The sequence below is a fragment of the Bacteroides parvus genome (assembly GCF_017309675.2).
GTDB classification, from domain to species: Bacteria; Bacteroidota; Bacteroidia; order Bacteroidales; family Bacteroidaceae; genus Bacteroides; species Bacteroides uniformis.
This window is the reverse complement of the sequence record NZ_CP084680.1, coordinates 2064316-2089114: the sequence shown is the minus strand read 5'-3', so window position 1 is coordinate 2089114 and position 24799 is coordinate 2064316. Positions and strand designations below refer to the sequence as shown.

The 24799-nt window shown below is 38.2% G+C and carries 18 protein-coding genes; 6 read left to right on the top strand and 12 right to left on the bottom strand.

Going from position 1 to position 24799, the window contains the following annotated elements:
* Positions 1-667: 667 nt before the first annotated feature.
* The 9 genes from JXR92_RS08325 to JXR92_RS08285 form a co-directional block, all read right to left on the bottom strand.
* The gene (locus JXR92_RS08325) at positions 668-3553 is read right to left on the bottom strand and encodes a KAP family P-loop NTPase fold protein (protein WP_057098606.1); all 2886 of its coding nucleotides are present in this window, start codon (positions 3551-3553) and stop codon (positions 668-670) included.
* Positions 3554-3566: 13 nt separating this feature from the next.
* Positions 3567-5603 carry a protease Lon-related BREX system protein BrxL gene (brxL, locus tag JXR92_RS08320; RefSeq protein ID WP_057098607.1) on the bottom strand — a complete coding sequence of 679 codons (2037 nt, stop codon included), beginning with the start codon at positions 5601-5603 and terminating at the stop codon, positions 3567-3569.
* A gap of 11 nt (positions 5604-5614) precedes the next feature.
* A complete protein-coding gene (locus JXR92_RS08315; protein ID WP_057098608.1) occupies positions 5615-7810 on the bottom strand; it encodes a PglZ domain-containing protein in 2196 nt (731 codons plus the stop codon).
* A gap of 191 nt (positions 7811-8001) precedes the next feature.
* Complete coding sequence (locus tag JXR92_RS08310) at positions 8002-9639, bottom strand: ATP-binding protein (RefSeq protein ID WP_057098609.1); 1638 nt, start codon at positions 9637-9639, stop codon at positions 8002-8004.
* Between the two features lie 24 nt (positions 9640-9663).
* Positions 9664-13338 (bottom strand): BREX-1 system adenine-specific DNA-methyltransferase PglX, encoded by a 3675-nt coding sequence (gene pglX, locus JXR92_RS08305; RefSeq protein ID WP_117815157.1) that lies wholly within the window; start codon positions 13336-13338, stop codon positions 9664-9666.
* A gap of 28 nt (positions 13339-13366) precedes the next feature.
* The gene (brxC, locus tag JXR92_RS08300) at positions 13367-17005 is read right to left on the bottom strand and encodes a BREX system P-loop protein BrxC (RefSeq protein WP_057098610.1); all 3639 of its coding nucleotides are present in this window, start codon (positions 17003-17005) and stop codon (positions 13367-13369) included.
* 29 nt (positions 17006-17034) lie between these two features.
* The gene (locus JXR92_RS08295; protein ID WP_057098611.1) at positions 17035-17589 is read right to left on the bottom strand and encodes a hypothetical protein; all 555 of its coding nucleotides are present in this window, start codon (positions 17587-17589) and stop codon (positions 17035-17037) included.
* Positions 17582-18325, bottom strand: a complete 744-nt coding sequence (locus JXR92_RS08290) for a BrxA family protein (protein ID WP_057098612.1) — start codon at positions 18323-18325, stop codon at positions 17582-17584. Before JXR92_RS08290 ends, JXR92_RS08295 begins: the two co-directional genes overlap by 8 nt.
* A gap of 4 nt (positions 18326-18329) precedes the next feature.
* The gene (locus tag JXR92_RS08285) at positions 18330-18533 is read right to left on the bottom strand and encodes a helix-turn-helix transcriptional regulator (protein ID WP_057098613.1); all 204 of its coding nucleotides are present in this window, start codon (positions 18531-18533) and stop codon (positions 18330-18332) included.
* A 32-nt stretch (positions 18534-18565) separates the two neighbouring features.
* Between JXR92_RS08285 and JXR92_RS08280 the strand changes: the two genes are divergently transcribed.
* The 6 genes from JXR92_RS08280 to JXR92_RS08255 all read left to right on the top strand — a co-directional run bounded on the left by JXR92_RS08280 (position 18566) and on the right by JXR92_RS08255 (position 21935).
* Positions 18566-18952, top strand: a complete 387-nt coding sequence (locus tag JXR92_RS08280) for a hypothetical protein (protein WP_224200242.1) — start codon at positions 18566-18568, stop codon at positions 18950-18952.
* A 92-nt stretch (positions 18953-19044) separates the two neighbouring features.
* On the top strand, positions 19045-19353 hold the full coding sequence (locus JXR92_RS08275) for a helix-turn-helix domain-containing protein (RefSeq protein WP_171030419.1): 309 nt from the start codon (positions 19045-19047) through the stop codon (positions 19351-19353).
* Positions 19331-19627 carry a helix-turn-helix domain-containing protein gene (locus JXR92_RS08270; RefSeq protein WP_057099551.1) on the top strand — a complete coding sequence of 99 codons (297 nt, stop codon included), beginning with the start codon at positions 19331-19333 and terminating at the stop codon, positions 19625-19627. Before JXR92_RS08275 ends, JXR92_RS08270 begins: the two co-directional genes overlap by 23 nt.
* A gap of 502 nt (positions 19628-20129) precedes the next feature.
* Positions 20130-21365 (top strand): site-specific integrase, encoded by a 1236-nt coding sequence (locus JXR92_RS08265; protein WP_138345156.1) that lies wholly within the window; start codon positions 20130-20132, stop codon positions 21363-21365.
* A gap of 2 nt (positions 21366-21367) precedes the next feature.
* Entirely contained in the window at positions 21368-21742 is a 375-nt protein-coding gene (locus tag JXR92_RS08260; protein WP_138345154.1) for a hypothetical protein, read from the top strand.
* Entirely contained in the window at positions 21711-21935 is a 225-nt protein-coding gene (locus tag JXR92_RS08255; RefSeq protein WP_171030417.1) for a hypothetical protein, read from the top strand. Before JXR92_RS08260 ends, JXR92_RS08255 begins: the two co-directional genes overlap by 32 nt.
* A 163-nt stretch (positions 21936-22098) precedes the next feature.
* Here the strand turns inward: JXR92_RS08255 and JXR92_RS08250 are convergent, their stop codons facing one another.
* The 3 genes from JXR92_RS08250 to JXR92_RS08240 form a co-directional block, all read right to left on the bottom strand.
* Entirely contained in the window at positions 22099-22404 is a 306-nt protein-coding gene (locus tag JXR92_RS08250) for a helix-turn-helix domain-containing protein (RefSeq protein ID WP_138345150.1), read from the bottom strand.
* 36 nt (positions 22405-22440) lie between these two features.
* The gene (locus tag JXR92_RS08245) at positions 22441-22752 is read right to left on the bottom strand and encodes a helix-turn-helix domain-containing protein (protein WP_138345147.1); all 312 of its coding nucleotides are present in this window, start codon (positions 22750-22752) and stop codon (positions 22441-22443) included.
* A gap of 512 nt (positions 22753-23264) precedes the next feature.
* Positions 23265-24794: an ATP-binding protein gene (locus JXR92_RS08240; protein ID WP_138345146.1), complete on the bottom strand. Its 1530-nt coding sequence runs from the start codon at positions 24792-24794 to the stop codon at positions 23265-23267.
* Between the last annotated feature and the right edge of the window lie 5 nt (positions 24795-24799).

The window sequence follows — 24799 nt, the reverse complement described above, 5'->3', positions numbered from 1 at the left end:
TTATTGTAATGTTATGTTATTAGGGCATTATGTTGTTGTGTTATTATGTTATTGCAATATTATGTTATTAGGGTATTATGTTGTTATGTTACTATGTTATTGCAATGTTATGTTATTAGAGCATTATGTTGTTGTGTTATTATGTTATCAGAGTATTACACGATTGCAATATCACGACAGAGTTCATTCCATATACACGCTGATTATCAATATATTACAACTTTTATTAAGCAACGTATACAACTTTACTATAACAATCTACATACTATTATATGATACAGAATCTGTAAATCAGGATACCATAGTACAATACAGCATAAAACTTTCAATATTGAATATTTAAATTTCGGCAAATAACTAAATATCAGGCACTCCATTCACACGATATTCAACTCTGCATACATGTTTGTCACAAACAAACTGATATTTACATTTTTCATCAGGCAAATATGACTCTATTTTATAGCTATAAATGGGCATGGAGCCACAATCCACTTTAAGTGGATTCTCTGTTCAAACGAACAGAGCAAGTTGTGTTTTTGTACGACAGAAAGTATTCTGTCAGACAAAAACTAACTTGCCTCCCTTACGGTCGGGGGATTTTCCTCCAAAGTCGGAAATACAAAGGATGAAACACTTTGTTATAAACAAAAAGATTATTAAGTATTCAATTTTCAATCATTTTACATATATCATTTCTTAATTTTACAGGTAAAGGATTATTATCAAACATTTTCTTTAAATTTTCATTTATCTTTTTACCCTTATCGAGATATCTTTTTATTTTTTTCAATTGTTCAAGAAGCTCTATTTCATATCTAAAACAGTTATCAATTTTTTCTTGAACATTACCCTGCCCTTCAAATTTAATTGATCTATAACCATTACTCTTATATAATTCCCAAAAGTTCTTTACTCTTATCGTATATTGATTATCATCCTTACAATTTTCCAGGAACTCCTCAAAATTGCCATAATTTTCAAATATTTGGGCACAAAAAGGTTCAGGCGATACTGTATTATATTCAGGATTAGATGTTATTCCTTTACGAATAAACATACTAAAATATCCTTGCGGATTATTTTGAATTTCATTTTTCATTATATCCAGTGCTTCTTGCCTTAAATAGACACGATGTGTTTTAGGATCCGTTTTACTTTGGCAATTATAAAATAACGTAAATCCATCTTCAGAAAATTTATTTTGTTCTTTTATAAAATGTTCTAATTGTATGTCTGATAAAACAGATAAATCTATCAACAAGTCGTCTATTATGGCTTTATCACCATTCTCAATAGCTTCTTTAAATGATGATAATGCAGAACTTATAATAGCTGGATGTGTCGTATTAGACAAGAAATCATAAACTATATCATATTCTTCTTGCCCAATAGGGTGTCGCAATTTCACAGCAAGATTTTTCTTGGCCAATATAGCCATCAAAAAATTCAATATATCAAAATATTTAATCGTTTTCGAGTTAAAATCCACTACATCATATAAGTGCAACAATGCTTTAAAATGCCTATTATCTATACACCTCATTTGTTGCAGATGAGGTATGATAGCATTATAAATTTCATCTCTTAATCCCCTAATATTAGATTTAGTCAGTTTCTCTAACAAATTATATATCTCATTATAGTCAAATGTTCTACCCTCTGCATTGTTTTTATAAATCTGAGCCAAAAGTTCTCCTATTTGATTTTCAAATTCTAATCCATATTTTCTTATATATAACTGATTCGCAGATTTAATCATCTCTGCGTCATCCTTTTCAGCCAAGGACATAAGCTCATCAACTGTAAGAACCTTGTCATCCAATCTATACATAAAGTATTTATAATAGTTTCTAAGACTATATATTGCATTTGCCTTATCTCTATCGTTTCTAAATAAATACTCTAATATATCTGACACAATTTCAATCTGTGTATTATCTAAATATTCCTGAAGAGTTTTTTTATAATCTTTATCTAATGAGAATTCATAATACGACAATTGTAATAATATAAAAGGCCTATTGCACAAAATAGTATAGACATCCATATATCTATATCTTAGCAATTCCAGAAAGAATAAATCTTGAAAACAAACTTCGTTTTCTACTCTTTGATCTTTATATGCTTTAGCTAATAAATAAAAAGAATTATGGAACCGTATCACGTCTCGGACAGTTAACAACACTTTAGTCACCAAATTGTTATCAATGATGCTATTGGTAGGATCATCTGGACGATAATAAACCATATTGGTAATCTTAGTATCCTCTTTTTCCAATCCCCATATTGTGTGTACGGTTTCTTGAATACGAGTCAGCAGTTCATTACAAAGAACTCTCTCCTCACTTCTTGGTAATGACATTTCCACATTAAAAAACTTCTCTAAATAACGGTCAGGAGTATTAATTCCATTGTTCTTCAATGTTTCACATACATAATTCTTGTCATAGGCTACTATAAACTGAATATATGGGAAGTTAGCCGTATTCCTAATCAAACGTAAAACCTCCTTTATTTCTGCTGCGTTCAATCTGTCTATATCATCTATGAGTACAACAGTTTTATGTTTTGTTCTTTCGAGTATTTCTTTTATAAGCTCGTATGGATTTTTATCTTCATTGAAAATACCATGTAATGATTTTCCTATAATCTTTAAAGGTTTTCCAGATTCTTCATCCAATAGCAATTCAACGTATTGATCTATGGTAGATGAGATGTTTGGAATATAGTTGCTTAGTTCATCACGTAGCATTGCAAAGAATCCCTTTACAATGGAATCTGATGTATCACTTTTCCACGGCTCAAATATAATGACACTTTTGACCGAGTTGTTTCTAATATACTGTTCTTTTAGGATATTAATAAAAGTTGTTTTTCCACTTCCCCAAATACCCGTTATAGAGAAAGTAAAACTTCCTTCTTTATAAAAACATGACTCCAAAGTTTTGTATGCAGATTCACATACCGCCTTCCTTTTATATGAATCTGCCACATTATTTGTCTTTTCAATCTCAAGTTCTGGCTTGGCATTTTCAGTAGCCTTTTTATGCTTTAATTGATAACAGATATAACATTCCCATAATATAGGAACTATAATAATAAAATTACTCCAAGCTAAATATCTACTATAATCACAAATCAATACATAGTCCCATTTTCTAGAGAAAAGACAAATACAATATAGCAAAGTTCCAATTACAACAACTTTACATCTATTCATATTTATCACTTCCGTTTCCTTGAGATTATGATAATAATATGCAGATATTATTACTGAATAAATGGCAATAATCCACCATGTGTTGTCTTTGATTTGAGATGCAATCGGATCAACCCATATCTTATTTATCCATGCTGTCCAAAAAGAATCAAAAATAAAGAAAGACAATAATATGGTTATACAACTCAACCATTTTAATGGTGATTTTCCGATATTATCCAATAGGTTCTTAAAAGTTATTGTTAAGTATATTCGAATAGCATTCCATAGTTTTTTAAATATTATTCGTAAGTACCTACAATTGGTTAATCTTTTTATCACTCTTTTCATCTGAACTATACATTTACAACATCATCTTCTGAATAATCATTTGTGTATTGGCATAAAAAGGTACATCAGTCTTGCCCAAAACCGTAGTCGGCAAAGTAGAAAGTTCTGCAAGATTATCCATAGGTACAAGTACCGTCTTTGCTCCGTTTTCCGACAAGATTGAAACCTTGTCATTGAAATTGATAGCACGTTCGATGGCACCACCGATAGATATATTGCCGATAATACCCAAAGCTGGCTTCAAGTTCTTGCTGAATACCGATGAAATGATAGCAGCAAAGACAGCTCCACCAATTCCGCTCTGTACTGTAGAACCTAATAAGGCTGTTACCTGAACCGTCACATCCATGTTGGCAAACGAACGTTGTTGAGAAAGTAACATCTTCTCATTCGCCCTCATATAGTTATATGTATTCTTAATATCCTCCTTTACGGTAGCAGAATTCGTTCCGCTGATGTTCAACTTTCCATTACCAGCCATTGTGATTACCTCTATCTTTACCAAGGCAACCTTATCTCCATCAGAAGTAGCAGAATAACATGTTCCTGGAGGTAAAGGAGAGTCACCGATCAATCCACTACCTCTTTCTTCCGGTACTGGAACAAAAGTCTCTTCCTGTGTTTCCTTGTCTATATAAGAGAAATTAGTATCCCAAAACTCCATTCCACCAATGCGTTTTAACTGCTCTTTTACCCTTCTACGCATTTCAATTGCCCATTCCAGATAAACACGTACATCTTCCTTAGTGTACTTTCCATCCGGATGCAACAGTTTTATAAGTCCTGAAACCGTCTTACGAACCGGTTTCGTATCACGCTGACGCATTTGTGAACCTAATGTGAAATATTCATCTATGGCGTTCGTATAATTGTCCTTTCTTAATGCATGAAGCATTTCACTGAAAAAGTCCGTACTGAAACCAAAATGATTAGTGAAATTGGCAGGTGCAAATTTCATTATTTCCCATCCTGGCAAGAAAAATCCTATACGGTCAAGAAAAGCCGTATCATCCGATATCTTATCAGAGAAAGGACTGAATAAATGACTGGTCTGTAATACTGTTTCTACTGGCTGATTGATGTTACCGTTCAGAATAATAGAAGCATTGGCTGATTTCTCACCTGATTTTCCGGCCCTTGAAAAAGAACCCGATTCCATATAGTCCTTCATCAATGGCACTACTTCACGGTCTTTAAACAATTCATCTGTAGATTCATCGAAACATACGGCATCCCATTTACCCATTGCTCCGATCTGACCATTGGAATTATTCACAAAAAGAGAGGCAGCCGTACCTTGTCCTCCGGAAACCAGCATGGAGTATGGCGACAATTCCTTGAACACGTATGATTTACCGGAACTTCTCGGACCAAGTTCAGCCATATTAAAATTAGCCTCTACCATAGGTATAAAACGTGAAAGAAGGAGCATCTTCATTCGCTGTGTCATACCTTCTGACTCCGGTTCATAACCACCGCTACGTAACAACACGTTCAACCACTCTTCATTAGTAAAATTCTTTCTGTTGTTACTTATTCTGGACATATCAAAGCTCGATAACTGAATAGGACGAACTTTAGATACTACGAACGGATACAGCTTACTGCCAATTGCCATAGTAGAATCATACGCTATATCCACAATAGCCCATATTCCACCCATCATCATCTTTTCATGTTCCGTCACAATCCTGTCATCGATATTGGCATCACGAATATTCAGGTTTGAAAGTTCTGCCCAATATTTATCCTTAGAAGCATCCAAACGGACAGAAATCTTATCTATCACTTTGTAAGTACCTTCTTCCCTTATTTTGGCTTGTATCAGATTAGCTTCATCGGGATTGACATAATGTTTGCGGAGAACATTTTTCACATTCTCAACTCCTTCCTTAATTTTCTGTTCATCATCCGTACTGCATGAATTGGCAAGTAAATACTCCAACACAAAAACCGGCACATTCGCACCACCTTTTACAGAACGAACTACGTCTTTCCGAACTACATATCCCTGAAACAGGTCCAGTAATTTTTTATCTAATTCCAACATAATACCATCTTTTAAAATAAATCATCCAAGTCTCGTGACACTGATTTTTTCACATCACAGAAATCCACTTGCTGCTGTGTCTGAATATCTACAACCACAACTTTCACATTTTCCGTTGCTGCCAATGCAAATTCAGCTTCCTGCACAGATGAAGGAGTCATTCTATATACCGATGACGTACTCAGCAAAGCTCCATTTCCATAAATCTGAATCACCACTTTTCTTTCCGCCTTAAATAACGTATTCTCTACACTTTCAGCCTTCAGCTTAACTGTAAAATAAGTTCCTGTAACATTCAGCAAAGCTGATTTGTTTACAATGAATACTCCTAAAGATTCCTGATTTTCATTTGCAAACTCATAAGAAGGAATAATACATTCCTGAGGAGTAAATCCACCATGGGCATAGCCGTATGCCCCTTTTGAAACAAACGGTTTGTCTGACTTTGCATAATACTGGTATTGACTCTCCTTATACTTCTGGCTCCGTACGATTATATTTTCATTGCCCAAAGTATCATTTGCCAGACAGAACCTTTCCTCCGATTTGATTATATCTCCATCCGGAACCGGAATTTTATCCGCTTCATCCAATATACCGGTTATCACAAATCCATGATCGGCTGTAAGATACACTTTACCATAACCCATACTGAAGAGGTCATTTATTTTTTCCGAGACAAAAGCCTCATATGCATTTATATCTTTCAATCCGGCCAGTTGTTTCTTTTCGCCAACCTGATCTATATCACCGAACATCAATACTAACTTATTTGCCGTCACTCCACTGTTGAGCCTTTCCAGTTGGATAATCTCAACATCAGGTATTACAGTCTTCAGATTGCTATATCTTGTTTGGGCTACATCTTCTACTTCAGCACAACCGAAAAGCGAACTCATGCCATTCTCCGTTACAGATGGCAGTTCAGCAAAAGCTATGTTCTTCTTTCCCTTAACCTTGAGTTTATCTGCTATGGATTCCGCTATTTCAAGTCTCAACCCGTCACAAACTATTACCGCTATCCTTCCATTTCCAGAAAGTTTATCAGCTATAAAGTTTCTTTGAGTTGGTTTATATTCATCTGCTAGTCCAAACCAACGGTCAAGCAATTCTTTATTATATTGTTCGTATCTGTATTGATAAGGGCGCAATAGTTTTTCTTCCTGAAGCCATGCCACATACAGATGTCTTATGGCTGAATCCAAAGGAGCAAAGTGCGATTGATAATAGTTCGCCAGTTGAGAAACGGTATTGATTTCATAAAGCTTCTCATTCTTGAAGTCAAGCAATACCTTTACATCCTTCAACCATTCAGCCTTGTATGCTTCTGCTTTCTTACTTTTAGTTCGATTGTCAACATATTGCTGGAATCCGATAATATATTCATTGTTCTCCAATGCAACACTAAGCTGCTTGAAATATAGTCTGTCCAACTCCATAAAACAATGGTCCGGATGAGTATCCAATACAGACATACCTTGAGGTATTTTATATTTCTCGATATAGTTCAGTAAAGGCTCCCTCATTGAATTACTGTCCACACACTTATAATAGATTTTCAAAAGTCTGTCTGATATGTTATTATGAATCAGTCCGTCAAATATCGTATCAGCTACCGACTGTGCCAATATTTCCACCGGCTGTTTTGTCTGTGGTTTTGAGATAAGACTATAAACTTCCGATTCAAAGATCTTCCAAACATCTCCATCCATATTCTTTTTAATTTCTTTAGGATGATGCAGCAAGTCTATTACTAGTCCGTCCGTATCCAGTGGTTTGATTATTCCCTTACTTACCCCATGCCACCAATTCAAGTCCTTTCCTTTGCTCAATTTGGCAGCCATCAGAAGTTCCTGCTTTCCTAATTCAGTATTTTCCTTTATACCTTCAAACAGATGTTTTCTGATATAAGCCTCCATATCATCCAGTACAATACAGCCATAAGTCTCTGCATATTCCAACAGAAAGCATAAGGAGTCCGGCGTATTCTGTTTATAGAATACCACCTTCTTGCCTATACAGTCTTTTTCAGCCCTATATCTTGCTTTTATCTCATCTATTTCTTCATTGCCGGTATTGATTACCACTACGTCCGAAGGCAAATAATCTAACAGGAATCCACCTTCTCCTAAAGCATCTGTCACCACCATACGGTCATGTACAGCCAATACTTTATTTATATCGTTTTGAAACCATTTATCAATCATGATTTTCTATATTTAAAGCTTTATCCTTTTCATTTCTCTCTTTCAAAATCGATTTTATCTCTTTCTTTATTCACAATTTCGAAAGAGAGAATATTCCTAATAATCAATATATTACGATTCATCTCTTTTATTTTTCTCTTTCAAAATCGATTTTATCTCTTTCTTTATTCACAATTTTGAAAGAGAGAATATTATTTCTTAAGCCTATATTTTGTCCATCTGTTTTTACCTGTAGATTCCAAAATACCTTCTTTTATCATATTATCCAATTGTTTCCACAATTTCTGATAACTAATCTCATCTCCTATTCTCTGCTGAATATCCCTTAAAGAAGCACATTCATATATTTTCAAGTCTTCGATAATTAATTCACGAAGTCTATAAGGTTCTATTCTTTTCAAGGATGTCTGTCCTTTATAACCACTTTCTTTAAGTATATAAGAACAAACCCGATATTCCTTTCCCTTCTTTCTACCTGAAGTTTCTACGATACCGTCATCCACCAACTTATCAAGCCATGGAGAAAGAGCATCACGATTTTTCAGATTCAGCAATTTAATCAGATCTGCCGCCGAAATACTTTCATGCTGGGCTATCAGTCCTAAACAGATAATCTGCTTCTGTCGGAGTTCCGTCTTCTGCAAAGCATAACGAATTACTTTGATGGCTTCCTGACTGATGATTCGTCTTCCTACTATAGCCTTCACATAATCATCACCTTCCTCAACTATTGGGATCTGTTTTCCATTGGAAAGAAGTACTTCATACATCTTGTCATATCCGGAACCTTCACGTTCCATCATTTGCAGGGCATAGCACAGATTGGCAAAATGCTCGTTTCTCTTTACAGTTTTATGAAGGATATTCTGCGGAGTTACTCCCAATGGTAATGCTCCAGGATTGACCACTTCAATCCTGTCCGGATGGATATTGATAAAAACATCTCCTCTTACCGTATAAGGGCGATGCACCAACGCATTACAGGTCAGTTCTCTGACTACCGCTTCGTCATACGCAGGAATTTCCTTGCGGAACAGTCCGTCACTGATTTCGTTACTTTCTCTCCAAACAGGCACATTATTCCATATCGCCTCAATGATTTCCTGAGGATTCTTTGTAAAGTCATCAATAAGATATTTCCAGACCTTATCACCATACTGGTCAAACTGGATACACTGCACCACAGGCGCATTCATCAGTCTGCCTCGTTGAGATTGGGTTCCGATAAAAAGCACTCCCAGATTGGTCATTTTGTCCGACTCTTCCACTGTCAGGAAATAATAATCCAACAGTTCCTTATCCTCTTTCTGTTTTACGAAATCTGATACACGGTTTGATGTCCGCAAATTTTGAAGCAGCATTTTCAATTTTTCCTTGTCAGCATCTTTCCAGCTCCATTTGCTTTCCTCATCTTCCCAACGATAATAACCTTTTTCAGCAGAAAGGCGGGTTATGTCATCTCCTGTAAGTGGTCTACTTTCATCACTTACCCGTGTGAAATATTTACCGGAGGTAGTAGAAGCAGAAGAAGTTCCACGTGCTATATGCAAACGGATATACTGCCCGCCGTTTTCATGCATCAGGATCTCGGCATGGGCAGACACATTATGTGTTTTACCATTTATTTTTTTCTCCAAGTTAATGGCAATATCTTCAGAAACCTTCTGGTCTGTCGGTGGTGCATCCGCATCATCTTCTATGCCATAGTCTATCACACCACCCTGTGCATTACTGAAAGCCACACAGTCTTTGGCTACTTCATTCCAGTCTGCACTCTTTCCGGTAATCTCACAGAGAGATTTTTTATCGTATAGTGAATTTTCCTCCATAATCTTTTCTTTTTAGTAATCCTATTACCAGTCAGCATTCAAGTATTTTTTGAGCTGTCCGGCATTCAGCACCTCATAACTCAACAATCCAGCTTTTTGCAGAGGAGCAATGTTCTTGCCTACACCGTCATCCAGTTTCGGATCGTAACCGCTTGCCAACAGTTCATCAATCTTTTCCGCAAACACTTTCAGCTCTTTCAGCTGTTCTTTCAGTTCTGCTGCTTCAAGTTGACCATTGGCGGTACTTATATCTATACCCGAAAGACGGTCGTTCAAGGCTGTTTCCCTATTGGCTATATAGACACTCTTTATGCGGAATACAGTATCACGGCTCCACTTATAAATACTGATATACAGTTCTATGGCATGATGCGGACCACTTGTCAGATGCCAGATAAACGGAGTCTTTGGCAGATACATAAAGAGATTCAGATGATCGCTCAGTTGTTTGAAGAACTTATCCTGCAAATATTTATCCAATGGTGTTCCAAGCAACTGAATAATCTGTGAAATCTGTGCTGAGTTATATCCGCGCTCCACCAATTCCTGCTCTATACGACCGGCTAACTGTTCTTCACCCATACGTTCCGTCAATGGGATTACCCCATCATCATCTTTTGCCAATACACTGCGGATTACATCGGTTATCAGTTCAAAAGCCAATACCTGTGTACATTGCGGCGGCAATATACCGGCATTCTTAAACTGATACCATACTTCTATCGGGTTCATCTTATGCTTGATGCAGAATTCTTCCCATCCGTTGTTATTCTGATAGAGTGATTCGAAGTCATCAATATGCGGTTGATCTTCGTTTATCTCCAAAGAGTCAATATGCTCCCATACTTCTGGGGAAGCAGGGAATTCCGTATTGGTTGACAGCCATTCTTTATAGGCTTCTTTGGCTTGTGAAGAAACACTGTAATCGCCAACTGGAAGCCCCTCTTTATCAAGAACCATTTGACGATCATGGACTGACAGTTCATAAACATCAAATATTTTACCATTAATTATAGCTTCATTTAACAAGCTAATAGATAGATAACCATTACTTGATACATAGAACGAAAATAATTCAGAATTAATATCTTTAGTATAACCAATAGGAGAAGATTTAAAATTTTTATCTATGATAAAGCATGAATCAATGTAATGTTTTATTGATATATTTTGTTCCGATAAAGCAGATACTAATTCTTCTATTCCTTTTGATGGAATAATAAAAGGTACTCTTTGTAAATCACCTACCTGTGTATTAACTGTTGGGTTTAAACATTCTGCTATATAAAAACAAATTTTTGAATTTAAAAAGGCTAACAAATAATATCGATTAGAATATATATCTGTCAGGAAAATACATGAACCACCAACATCAAATAAACAGTCTTTAGGAAAAATTCTAAAGGATGTTCCTTTAGAACCACTACCTGAATATGTTATACCCTCCCTAAAATAATAGTTTCTATTTTGTAATCGTCCTTTTACCTTTATGTACTCAACATTGTTCTCTTCCCAATTGATATATATCCATAAATTTCCAGCCCATTTAGCATACTCTCCTCCTTTAGAATATGGATAATATGACTGATTAGAACCTGTTATTTCCCACCAATAACGAAGGAACCTATTATTATTACTTGTCGCAATACCTTGTTTTACATCTACGACATCGTCTAAAAGTTTATCACTAAACTTCTCTCTAAATTCATCCGAAATCCAATAAATAAATGGATAAGACTTTATCCCTTTCAACTTTGATTGAGGTAGTTGATAAACATGCTTATTTTGCGATTTAGTCACAATATCATTTAATGCCTCCAGACAATATTGCTTTTTATATTTTTCTTGAGGTGTCCTTGTATATTGATCTAATGAAATAAATAATGAATCATTATTTTTAGTACCACCATCCTTTTCTAACACATAGAAAGCAGGATCAACCATCACTGTGCCAAACAAATTACTCAGACCATATTCAACAAATAAATTAATGTGGGTATTAGTAAGTATATATTTACGAACATCTTCAAATGTTTTAATATACATAAAAGTCATAGGATGAATCATTCCCACTTTACCATCATCCCCTGCCAATTCACAGCATCTTTTGATAAAACAAGCATAAAGATTGGAGTTAAACTTCAAAGGCTTGTAATAATTCGCACTCACAAAATCTTTCAATTCAGCTCCAAAATCCGCACTATCCGTATAAGGGGGATTGGCTACAGCCACATCAAACTTCGTACTTAGAATATCCAAAAACGTAATGGAATCATTCGCCTTTGCTAATGAATATTCATTGCTGCCTTCACCAGTCCACTGATGAACCTGATTGCGCAAAGTAGTAATCATCTGATGTTTGAAATCAAACATATCCGCTTTCCACTGATTGGCAAACATATCTGAAGAATCTACCGGTAGCAAGGCATCCAACTGCTCCTCCACTCGAATCAAAGAGCCGAATTTATATGCAGCACGCAAATCTTCCCAAATAGAATGAATTGTCTTTTGTTGAGTTTCATTCCAGTCTGAACCTGAAATAAATGCTCCCTTCACTTTAGAATACTCTGGAAGTTCAAAATGTGTACTTACCACATGTGTATAAGTAGGCATAGCCCCTCTACGTCCTTTCAGTTGCATAGCCTTAATAAACAAAGCTATCTGAGTAAGCTGTACAGCACGTTCATCCAAATCTACACCATACAGATTATTTTCCACAATCAGTTTCGGTATATCCCTGCGTGAATAATCGGCATCATACTGGTCTATCTGGTTCAGATACAAATCATAGAACAGTGAAAATGCATAAATCAGAAAGTTTCCGCTACCGCAAGCCGGATCTATCAATTTGATTTCTTCCAATTTCTTCGGATGACGCATTTGTGAAGTAGGCGCATTAGCAATCAGATATTTTACCTTACCATCTTCATCATAGATAAAATTACTCTCCGGATACATTTCCAAATACATCTTTCCCAATGTATTGTCCACCAAAAACTTTACTACCCACTGAGGAGTATAGACCTGGCTCTGCAAAGAAACCTTGTCATATTCCGTTTTATCACCGGAATCTTTCAACGCAAGTTTCTCTACTGTATTAAAGTTTTCATATAACCAGCCCAATATATCATCACCTTTCCAAATATCCGCACCGCAATCCGCATCCTGTTCTATCTCATTGAAAGCCGTAATAATTTCAAACAATTCATCAGCTGTAGGCAACATGGCGTATGCATAATTCGGACTATACAGAGGAATCTTGTAATTTTCGGAAAACTCCTGAAATTTATCTTCCAGAAAATGCTTCAAGCCCATACGTTCCGCATTTCGTTCATCCGCATGTTCTTCCAGCCATTGCTTATGAGCATAGGAAAGATTCCCATGCTCCACACGGCGACGGATTACTTCCGGGAAAAGCTCCCTGTCTTCCATCACCTTCAGAGCTGCCAGACGATTGAAGAGCGTGAAGGTACATTCATTGATGGTTTCCTTTCTCGCTTCCACATAGTCATCACCTAACGCCTGCTTATGCGTTTCAATAATGGATTCCAGTTTGTTTCTCTTCTCTCTATTACCGATTGAAGTATTTTCCGGAAGTTCATTTTCTTCCGATGCTTCCAGTCCCAAACGGGAGAAACGGTTATCTATAGCCTGCTGTATCAGGCTGCGTATATGGAGTACATGATCGATCAGTTTCATACCTGTTTTTATTATCTATCTTACATTCTTAATTATCAAAATTCAAAATATCATCCTCACCAAACATGTTCAACATCGCCAACTGCTGTTTCAGCCAAGACCTATATTCAGCGACAGAAGTAGTACCCTTCGGCAACTTCGCTTTCATATTGCGCTGTATAGGTTTGGGTTGTGCCGGCTTATCTTCCGGAGTCGGAGTATCAGGTAATTTAGGAATATCCGTTTTTTTAGGTGCAGAATCTTGGGTTACAATCTCTGTATCCCACAAACTAACTTCCTGCTTATCTATACCCAAATTCGTAATTTTGTATTCAATGTCGCGCAACAACATGCCTGTATTGCTACACTTCACACTCCATTTATCCAAGTTTACTTTGACAGTTGCATATCGTTTCCATGATTTTTCCAATTCTTCAACCTTGCGATAGAGTTTGGTATTCCATTCCTTTGGATATTGGTCTATTTGCTGTTTCAGTTCATCTGTTTTAGCAAATAAGGCTATAACTTCTTCACTCAATAATTCGGCTTTATGCTTCATTACCTCATAATAAATATCCTTAATGTCCTGAGTCAGTTTTTTCATTAACGGAGCATTAGCCACCAAATCCTTTTCACGTGCTTCTTCAAACTGTTCTTTTTTGCCACGAATCAGGTTCATATCATTTCCTGTCTTGTCGAATTCCTCCGTCACATTTTGAATAAAAACACGTTCCTCTTCAATAGCCTTAAACTCAGAGTCTATGAACTTCAAATCCTTCTGTACCTGTTCTACCGCCTTGATATAATCATCCGCTTCCTGAAGGAATGTACGTGCCGTAGCTATATAATTGGCATCCGTTACAGCTGCTGTATATTGACTGAATACATTACGTGCCCGAACAGAACGTTTGAACAGAAGTTCCATTTCATCATCGCCCATGATTTTGTCCTTTACCTTATCCATCATACGTTTGGAAAGTGTACGGATGCAATCGACCAGCTCAAAATCATTCAAATTGTAAGAAGGAGCATTTTCTCCGGTAATCTTCTTATACTGGCAATCCTCTTTCAGAATATCTACAATCTCCTGCCTGTCATTATAAGACAAGGATTTCATGACCGCCTTGAACGATGCTTTAGCAAAGTTACGGGTATTGTCGAAGATCTTAGCATCAAGTGCATCCGATACAGAATGGAAGTCTTCGCCATTGAACTTGGCTATCAACTTATTGCCACGGAATAAGGCTGCAACAGAAGTTATGATAGTTCCGAACTTATACCCTGTAGGAGGTGCAGAAAGTTCCTCTTCCAGTTTATCTCCAGTACAGTACGACTTGCATTTCTCTAAAATCTCTGTAGATACACTTAAATTCTCACCTATAAACTTTCCGGCAGAATCGAAGAAACGGAATTCCTCCGAACCACCAAACATGGTAGTCAGCTGAGTACTGTTTGCCGTAAGCACTTTAACTGCCAATGAATCGGATAAAGACGCTCCCAGTCTCTTATAAAAAATATTTCCAAACATCTTGCGCTGAAGAGATTCTATCTCTTTCTGGTAATTGGCATCAGTCAACTGATAGGTGTTAAAGAGATAGACTGCAGTTCCTTCCGTGTATGATTTGTTAATCAATTCAGTAAGGAATTTCATCTTTTCTTCCTTAGTAGAAACAATATTGTTTACTACCTTCTTCTCATCGGCAGTATGATAAGTCTTGGTTTCGATATAATCTATCTTCAAAAGCTCCTGTGCACGATTAAAGATTTCTGTTCCGTAAACAGATGAAGGGATGATACTAATTATACCTTTCTGGCTCTGTGTATCCTGTTTTACAGAAGCCACAAGCTGTGCATGATCTTCATGAAAGACATCATAGAAGCTGACCTTCATATATTTTTCTCCTGCATTTACAAAGTTTTCTCCAAGGGAGTTCTCTACACAGAATGGTATAGCCTGTCCATCAGAAGTTAATGTCTGCGAAACTTTGATGATTTTCTGTTGTTTCAATATTTTGGTTACCTCGGCACGCACACGATAAACTTCAGCAGAGTATGAATTCATATCATCGATAATCTGCTGTTCTATCTGACTGGTAATACGATACTGATTACCGGATGTAATCAAGACATTACGCTCTACCAATATTTCAAGTGCTTTCTTTACTTCTGCAAGCACACTGTAATAGTCTTCCGGTCTGCGGACATACGACTTGGTGATATTTTCTATTGTAGTATAAGCATTGGCTTTTTCCAGGAAATGAATGGTTTGCAGCAAAGCCCTTCCTTCTACATACTTCATACCTTCTTTACCGATATGGTTATCTGCCTGTTCATAGCGCATACGCAATGCTTCCGGAATATTTTCCTCTGCCTGACGGCATAGCTGCGTAGCATTGACATGCGTAAATACGTCAGCTTCTGTCATAGCTTCTTTTTTCAATACATCAAATACAGAAACTAACATACCGCGAGTACCGATTTGAGAAGTTACCGTATCTCTTGAGCCGAACAGGAAATACTGCAACAGTTTGAACTGATGCTCATAGAACGGATAATAATCTGCGTATGTATGCTCATCTTTGGTGGCATTCAAGGAAACACCGGCAATATGGGTTATATCCTGAATCATACCGTTGTTCTTATCATAATAGGCTTCCAACTGTTCTTTTCCTGAATCGGTCTTAGCCAACAACCGCTTACGGATGATAGTGTCAATTTCTTCGGCAGCTATAGGGATACGAGTCTTGAATCTGGCTTCCACCTTATTAAGCTGATGAATATTCAGTCCGGATGCATTCAGCACATCATTAAAGGCCTGTTGTGCGATACCAACTGTCCATACTCTGTTTCCAAGAGAAGACAAGGCTTCCGAAAGTCCTTCCAAATCCAGAAGATTTATTTTCTTCTGACTTAAAGCTTCGCTCATTTCATCAATGAAGAACACGATTTTCTTTTCCGGATAATGTTCCAGATAAAGACTCAAATCCTCCTTCAGTTTTGTAGCATCGTATGTTTTTATTCTTTCATCTATCAGTTTGCGGGTTTCTTCATATTCATCTTCTGCCATGAAAGTAAGAATGGCTTTTTTAAGAGCCGGAACTGCTGACATCTTTTTTCTTATATCATACCAGTCTTTTCCTGCATTCTGCTCCTTTACTGTTGCTAAGAACTTGTCATATTTGTTTTCAAGCATCAGATTGAATTCCATCATTCCAATCCAGTTACTCAGAAACCCTAAAGACAACAGGAAATGACTCATAGCCATATACGATATGCCATGACTGGAATCTACTTTGGCACAGTCGAACAAAGTAACCTGATAATCTGTCTTACCCAATGAACGTATCTGATTCTCTATGATTTCCTTATTCTTAAGACCAATAAGTTTAGGCATAAACCGGTCACGCATAGGGGTTCCTTTAATAACAGGATTGGCTATCAGGAAACCTATCATCTTTGCGAAATATGATTTACCGGAACCATAAAAGCCACTAAGCCACACTCCTGATTCCTTCATATCTGAACAGAATACATCAAGGAAATCAGATAAATGTTTGGCAAGACTTTCCGTAAGGATAAAACCATCCAGTTCATCTTTTATATCTTCCTCATTTTGCGAATTCAAGTCAATGACATTCTTTATGTCGTTCTCCAATTCAATGGAGAGTATATCTTTTATCTTACTCATAAGACATCTTTAATCAATAGGTTTCTGATTTATTTTATTACGATACAGCGGTATTTGGAAGCAATCTGCTTACCCAAAAAGTTAATGTTATCTTTATCCACAGTAGCAGGATAAAAAGCAATCAATGGAAGTTGGGCTGACATCACAATCCGATGTTCCATAATATTGATATTGGAGAAGCCCATACCATAAATAGCACCTGTATGAACAAGGACAGGAATCTTATTCATTTGATAGGAATTTTCTATAGCTTTAATTATATAATAGAAGAAAGTTTCTTCATAGAAATTATCACTAAAGAAAACTTCATTTCCAAATTCCTTGTAATTCTCCTGAAACTGTTCTATTCCTTGTTCAGAAACAAACTCAGTAAAAAGAGTTCTTAAATCTATAAAAGAATATTCATCAGAATTAAAATTCTCTCTTGCATACGCTATATAGGCATCATCATCTTCAGGAGGATAAACAAAAAGGATGCTTCTTCCTCCATTTGCCTTACCTGTAATGCGCGCTATATCTGTTTTAAGCACTTCTCTCAGTTCTCCAAACAAACGATTATGCTCTATCTGAAATGTACTACTCATGGTCTATCAAATCTATGGTTACATCTTCACCCATCTGGCTGATCTGCCATAGTGAAAGATACTCAACTTTTTTTAATCTCTCGATAATGCTTCTCTTGTCCATAAACCCAAAGATGACAAATGGATTTTCCAACGTCCTGTTCTCTGGACATGTAACTATTATCCAACGGATAAAATAAACAAACAGCTGTCCTGTAATGATAGGATGGCATATATCCTTAGCTGTTTTACCTTCAGCCAGGTTCATTTTCTTAAGCATTGTCAGATACTTGGATGCTGTTATTTTCAAAGTTTCTTCCGACCAGTTCAATTCACTCTCTTCCGTTTCCTTTATATGATGCAGCAAGCTCAATACATCTATAACAGAAAGTGAAGTTCTTCCCTGATATACAGCTCTCATAAAAACTTCTTTGGTCACTTTTGCAAAAAGAGCGTTACCGTAAACCAACTGCCAAAACAATACAAGCAATTTTTCTCTTACAGAAAAATCATCTGAACTGATAGCGGAAAGAAACATAGTCTTCTGATCATCATTGGCAAACTGAAGAATGGAAGCTTTGATAGCAGCCAGGAATCTATTAAAGGTTTTATGTGTTCTGAAAGAAAACGCCTGCTCTGATTCTGACTTCTTACCTGTGTACTCGCAAATAAATTCAAGCATTGCTCCATAATCAGGAATACTACCCAAAACATTTATACCGGAATCATACTTTACTTTTTTATCATTGATTGCCATACTTTCATACCTTAGGAGTATTCAACAAATCCTGTACGTTCACTTCAAGCAGTGATGCTATTTTTATAAGAGTTTCCAAATCAGGTTGAGAAGAGTTAGTGCACCATTTAGACACTGTAGAAGGATTGATACCTAACTGTTCACTCAACCATTTATTGGTACGTTTCTTCTCAACAAGAACCAATTTCAGTCTATTTATATCTTGCATAAAGTCATTATTGTTATTATGAGCGCAATTTAATGAAAAGTTTTCATTTTAAAGAAAAGAAGTCCTATAAATATTTCTCCCTTCCATCAAAGATAAATCCCAATCCTGATTTGCCAGCCGCATTTATTTCTTTTTTCAGGAGAATTTTCCTTATGGCTTACGCCATGAAAATTCACCTGAAAAAGAATGCGGCGGCAAACGGATTGGAATTAAAGGAAAGATTACAGGGATTAACTGCGACCGACGTGACGCATAGCCGTAAATCAAAGGCGGCTATCCTTATATCCCATATACGACCTCACAATTACAGTGAAAATCCACCTTCCCAAATAACCAAACATAGTCTGCTTATAAAATCCCGAAATAAGACAGGGATTTCAGCTCCCTCCGATCTGCATAGTTCAGTTGCTTCGCTATGACATCTGATGTAATATAATGCACTTTGATGATAGTCTCTTGTGTTCCACAGCCTTCTATTCTATTTTTGTACCAACCACTTAAACAAATGATTATGGAGATAGTGAACATAGAAGCCAGTGCATTTATGGAAATGAACGACATATTGTTCAAGATAGAAAAACAACTGAAAGGACTGAACCCTTCCAAATCTGAACTGAATGAATGGTTGGATAATCAGGATGTATGTATTCTTATGAATATATCAGACAGAAAACTGTTGTCTTTAAGACAGAAAGGGCTAATCCCCTTCAGTCGTATAGACAGAAAAATTTATTATAAAAAAGAAGATATTCTAAGCTATGTAAGGAATAACCTTAAAACATATACAAATAATGGAAATGGGACAGCAGGTATTGAATAAGGATAGTAATGAGGTCAAGAGATTTATTGAATCCATGGAAGGTATATCCAAAATGTTGGATGCAAATCCTTTAATCTACAGACCTATATTAGACGGGAACCGCTATATTACAGAACAAGAATTATCAAAGGCTCTCAAAATAACCAAAAGAACACTCATTGAATATAGAATGAATGGTAAATTGCCATATTACAAAATAGGAGGAAAGATCCTGTATAAGGAACAGGACATTATAGAAATATTGGAAAGAAACAAAGTATTGGCATTTGAATGATATTTCTTAAAACATTAGTAATCAAAAGCTAAACTTTATACAAATAACTTGTAACCACTTTAAATAACTATATAAATATTTGGAGGAATAGAACCGAACACTTACCTTTGTAAAGTCAAAGGATGATTAACGAGAATCTATCGAAAATTGGTGAATTTGGCATATGGCTGATTCAGTGGTTCGGGGATTTTTCCAAAGATATTAAAGTGCTGCAAATTAGGACTTTGAATTAAAACATTCGATTCCTGGTGGCACCACTTAGAAGAAAAGCAATTCACAGCAAACTCCTGATTTCCAAACGAAATCGGGAGTTTTTGTTTTCCGGCGGGACGCAAAAAACGGCAATATATTACCGTTTCTGGTGTTCCAAAAGGTGGAGCAAAATAGGTGGAGCAAACATCTCCACCGAATAAGATTCTTTCTCTCTGATTTGCAGCATTTTGCGTATCAAGAAAGCGTGTATGGTTTCCTACTTTTGTACCACAAATAAAACTGTAGGAACATGAAACGAGACTCATTCAAAGTGCTTTTCTTTCTCAAGAAAGCCAAACTGCTGAAAAACGGAGAAGCCTCCGTGTGTATGCGCATCACGGTGAACGGTGCACGAGTGGAAACCAACATCCGCAAGAGTATCGACCCGGCTTTGTGGAATCAGGCGAAGGAGTGCGCCAAAGGCAAAAGCCGCAAGTCCTGCGACTTGAATGCCTATATTGAAGAGGCCAGAATCAAACTGCATGGCATCTTCAACGAATTGGAAAGCGAAGGCATTCCCATCCATGCACGTCTGTTGCAGGAAAAGTTCTTCGGGCAGGACAAAGAGCCCGAGGTTATCCGCACCATCATCGGCACGATGCAGGAGCACAACGACCAATGCCGTGAACTTGTGGGCAAGGACTACGCTCTGATTACCGTCCGCCGCTATGAAAGTTGCAAGCGTTATCTGGCGGAACTTATCAAGCAGAAATACGGAAAAGAAGATTTACCCTTGACAGAGGTCAATGGCGAATTGGTACGTGCCTTTGAGTTTTACCTCAAGACAGAAAAAGAGTGCCAGCAGAATACCGTTATCCGCTACATGAAGTGTCTGAAGAAGATAACCAACCTCGCCCTTGCCAACGAATGGATAACCAAAGACCCGTTCATCGGCATCAAGTTCCACGAGAAGGAGGTCATCCGTGAGTTCCTGACAATGGATGAACTACTCACCATATACAACAAGAAGTTCTCATTGGAGCGCATCACCGTTGTTCGTGATGTTTTTATTTTCGCCGCTTTCACCGGGTTAGCTTTCATAGATGTGCAGCAACTGGCTCCCGAACACATCGTGGAAGACCAAAACGGGAATCTTTGGATTCGCAAGCCTCGCCAGAAAACAAAGAACATGTGCAACATCCCACTGCTTGACATCCCGATGGCCATTCTCCGTAAATACGCAACACATCCTACTTGCCAAAAGAAAAATGTGTTGCTACCTGTTCCCTGCAATCAGAAAATGAACAGTTATCTGAAAGAGATTGCTGATTTATGCATGATAAACAAGACCTTGACCACACATACGGCTCGGCATTCGTATGCAACCTCTGTCTGCCTCGCCAACGGTGTGAGCATTGAGAATGTGGCCAAGATGCTCGGTCACTCTAATATCAAGATGACCCAACACTATGCACGTGTATTGGATTCCTCCATCCTGCGCGATATGAATAATGTAAAGAACATGATGGCTAAAGTAATGGGATGAGTATGGAAAGAGGAATAATCACAATCAGTAAAAACGGAGTGGTGGGTGTTCCCTCTGCACCTATATGGATGACCCAATTCGAGATAGCCGACTTTTTCGGAGTATTTTCAAGTGTTGTTCGCAAGGCGATTCAGTCCATCTACAAGAACAAGGAACTGAACGAGGTTGAAACGCAGAAGTATATCAGGCAGACGGACGGCATCAGTTATGATGTTTACAACCTTGAAATGGTTGTCGCCGTTGCGTTCAGGATATGCAGCCGAGAAAGTATCCTGTTCAGAAAGTTTGTAGTAAATGAAATCTGCATCACCAAGAAAGAGGCTTCGATAACATTGTTTCTTCCCTGTGGCAGAAGAAGCAACCGATGGTATAATTGAGTTCATCCCGTCAGGCACTTGTTCCCGATGCTCGGATGCAAAGGTAGCGCATGGTTCAGATGGTAGCGACAAGGTCAAGCGGCAGAGCCGTTTCGGGCAGAATCTTCCTCCTGCGGAGCGTATTCAGCCCGAAAACCTTGCCTCTGCCAACCATACGCAGAAAGGGCATCCAGCAACGGAAACAAGCGACTGACGGGAAATCAAAAGACAAAGAAGGGGAACGACTTACAGACGAAGCAGAGTTTTGGTACTTCATCCGTAAGCCGTTCCTTTTTCTTTTTGTTGTAAGTCTATTGCTGCCGCAAATTATAGGGCAGACGGCAAACTGCGCTCCTTCAAGAAAATCAGATAGCTAATCAAGTTGCCCTCTGTCGGAAGGCGGAGCGGTAGCCGTCATTCAACATCCGTTCGATGTCCGATTCACGGTAAAGGATTTTGCCGCCCAACTGGATATAGGCTACCCTTCCTTCGTTGCGGTAGTCTTGAAGCGTTCTTCGGCTTACCTTCAACCGTGCTGACACTTCCTTGTCAGTAAAGAAACGCTCACCGCCCAATGTCTGACGATAGTTGGCGGTCAGACGCTCGTAGCTGTCCAGCAGTCGGTCAAGACTGCCCATGAAGTGGATTATCCACTCGTTGTCTTTGTTGATTAACTCATTCATGTTACTTGGATTTAGTGGGATTACTATAGATGGTGGTTAATTTGTCTTGCCCTTGAACTTCGCCTCCTTACGTCTGTCCTCCACAACGGAAACGATACGTTGCACATCTTCGGGACGGTAAAATATCTTGTGGTTTATCTGCGAGTAGGCAAGCGTACCGTTATCCCGCAGTGTTTGCAATGTGCGGGGACTGATGTTGAGCATCTGGCACACATCTTGATTGTCCATCCACTCACTCATTTTCTTTTCGTCGTGCCGCTGGCAGATGGCTTCCATACGGTGGACGAAGCGGTCGAACTTGGCGACCATCGCCTCAAATGTCTTTCTTTCGATAGATACGATTTCCATATACATCATTCTTTACTGTTATTGTTTCTTTTGCCGCAAAGGAATATATAATCCGTTATCCGACAATGGATTTTCCAAAAGTGGCAGCATATTGCGCTGATGTTGTAGTCATTGTCCTATATCGCATTTGAAAGGTTCGGCTACTTTGTGTATTAAAATGAACTATAAATCAATCGTATCAGTTAGCCGTATTATCAGTCATACGACATATCAATTATACATATGGCTGATAAAGCATATTACTGGTCACATATTATTATGGTCAGTTGTATTAACGTATGACCATACATACGTGTTATCATCTAAACTCAAAGGCGACTTTGTATGGTGTAGTTCTCTTATGAAAGCTTTTTTATCAATCCGTTTCTTACGGATTCTTGTGTTCACTTGAACACAGCAAGGTATGTTTTGGGCAGCTCAAAATACTTCGAGCAGCTCAAAACGCCTTGCCCTTGCAGGAGGCTGAGTTTTCCTCCGAAGTCGGAAAACTTTTCAAACCTGCGGTGCTGCTTTTACGATTTAGATGAATCGGTATTATTCTTTAACCACTCTTTAGCCGCTTCCGTGAGCCTATATTTTTGCTTTGGGTGCTTTGGCTGTTCTGGATACTGCAGTTCAATTGCACCGTCCTCCAACGCAGGGAGGAAATAATTTTCTCGGAATGATGTACGATGTTTGAATCCCATATTTGACATTATTTCATTCATCGTTAGATAGTCTTCACTCATTGAAAAAATTATTTCTTGAACTTGAGCGGTACTTGGACGGTACTTGAGCGGTACTTGAGCGGTACTTGAGCGGTACTTGTCCTGTTTAGTTGTCCTGTTATCCCCTCTGTCAGTTTTAAGAGTGTTTGTCTTGAAGTAAGGTCGCTTGAAGGTGACGGTCACGAAACCGCCATCAGAAGCCCAAGTGGGTGCATCCACTCCTTGTGCCTTACAAGCATCCATAATACGTTTCGCACCACTACCCCAGTTTTCCAGATAAGTCATACGATAAAGTGCCTCCGCCACCTTTAGGTTATGAGGAAATGACTCATGAGGTTTCTTGATATTTTCGGGAGTTATCTGCGGAGGGAACGTGCCGGGACTTGCTATCTCGATGCGGTCATCATAGATGGCAAGACTGATAGTTAGATTATATCTTTCCCAATACCGATGGCAAAGGGCATTGATTAGAGCTTCGCGCAACGCATGATAGGGCACTTCAAGTTGTTCTTCACGCTCTAAACTATGGTTGGTAATTACCCCACTGAGCGAAAGATGTTTGAAGCAAAATGCAACTCCGGCATCTAAGAGTTGGAAGAAATTGCCTTCGGCTCGTTGGTTATCACGGAACCTATTTTTGTCGATTCCTACAAACCGCGCCATCCTCAGTGTAAACTGTGGATACTCGTCTATTTTGTCGGAGAAAAGTAGTACAGCACCATTAGTCGGAACGCCATTCTTTAATAGCTTCCATTTTGCGAGAATATCTCCAGTAGGTTCATATAAAGCAGACTCTGGGATGCGACCACCATCAATACCTCGACGGATGCCATTACGAATCAGATTCTCGTTAAGATCTGCCAAAGTCACACCGTCAGCAGCAAGTCGTTCCCATGCGTACAGTTGAGGTTGATGTGCCCGAATACGCTCGTCATACATATCCTGCGGCATGACCTTCGTTGTACTCTCAACCTTATAATACGGGCAACCATGGAAGGTGTGCGGACGCTCACCCCATACCCATCCATCAAAGTGCATAGCTATGATCTGGTAGCCCGGGCGCTCTGGCGCATCAACATACGCCACTCGTACATCTACCGCAGGTTCCAGCCCTGCCAAAGCCTGAGCAATCTCCTGTTGAGTCTTGTCTGTCACCTCCTGTCCGATTATCTTCAACGAACTCGGAGCAACCCCAAAAATCAGCCAGCCACCTTCTGTGTTGAGAAAGGCGCACGCTGAGTGCATCCCGTCTTTCAGTTCACCGGTTGTTTTCTTCAGTTCCAGAGTCCGTGACTCATCTGCTGCAATTAATGTCCTTATATCGTCAATTGTCATATGCT

Coding starts and splice junctions, on each gene's coding strand:
- brxL (WP_057098607.1), bottom strand. CDS start 5,603: ATGTTGGAATTAGATAAAAAATTACTGGACCTGTTTCAGGGATATGTA.
- JXR92_RS08275 (WP_171030419.1), top strand. CDS start 19,045: ATGGAGATAGTGAACATAGAAGCCAGTGCATTTATGGAAATGAACGAC.
- JXR92_RS08290 (WP_057098612.1), bottom strand. CDS start 18,325: ATGGCAATCAATGATAAAAAAGTAAAGTATGATTCCGGTATAAATGTT.
- JXR92_RS08280 (WP_224200242.1), top strand. CDS start 18,566: ATGAAAAGTTTTCATTTTAAAGAAAAGAAGTCCTATAAATATTTCTCC.
- JXR92_RS08250 (WP_138345150.1), bottom strand. CDS start 22,404: ATGAATGAGTTAATCAACAAAGACAACGAGTGGATAATCCACTTCATG.
- JXR92_RS08325 (WP_057098606.1), bottom strand. CDS start 3,553: ATGAAAAGAGTGATAAAAAGATTAACCAATTGTAGGTACTTACGAATA.
- JXR92_RS08295 (WP_057098611.1), bottom strand. CDS start 17,589: ATGAGTAGTACATTTCAGATAGAGCATAATCGTTTGTTTGGAGAACTG.
- JXR92_RS08285 (WP_057098613.1), bottom strand. CDS start 18,533: ATGCAAGATATAAATAGACTGAAATTGGTTCTTGTTGAGAAGAAACGT.
- JXR92_RS08260 (WP_138345154.1), top strand. CDS start 21,368: ATGGAAAGAGGAATAATCACAATCAGTAAAAACGGAGTGGTGGGTGTT.
- JXR92_RS08270 (WP_057099551.1), top strand. CDS start 19,331: ATGGGACAGCAGGTATTGAATAAGGATAGTAATGAGGTCAAGAGATTT.
- pglX (WP_117815157.1), bottom strand. CDS start 13,338: ATGAAACTGATCGATCATGTACTCCATATACGCAGCCTGATACAGCAG.
- JXR92_RS08240 (WP_138345146.1), bottom strand. CDS start 24,794: ATGACAATTGACGATATAAGGACATTAATTGCAGCAGATGAGTCACGG.
- JXR92_RS08315 (WP_057098608.1), bottom strand. CDS start 7,810: ATGATTGATAAATGGTTTCAAAACGATATAAATAAAGTATTGGCTGTA.
- brxC (WP_057098610.1), bottom strand. CDS start 17,005: ATGAGTAAGATAAAAGATATACTCTCCATTGAATTGGAGAACGACATA.
- JXR92_RS08310 (WP_057098609.1), bottom strand. CDS start 9,639: ATGGAGGAAAATTCACTATACGATAAAAAATCTCTCTGTGAGATTACC.
- JXR92_RS08265 (WP_138345156.1), top strand. CDS start 20,130: ATGAAACGAGACTCATTCAAAGTGCTTTTCTTTCTCAAGAAAGCCAAA.
- JXR92_RS08245 (WP_138345147.1), bottom strand. CDS start 22,752: ATGGAAATCGTATCTATCGAAAGAAAGACATTTGAGGCGATGGTCGCC.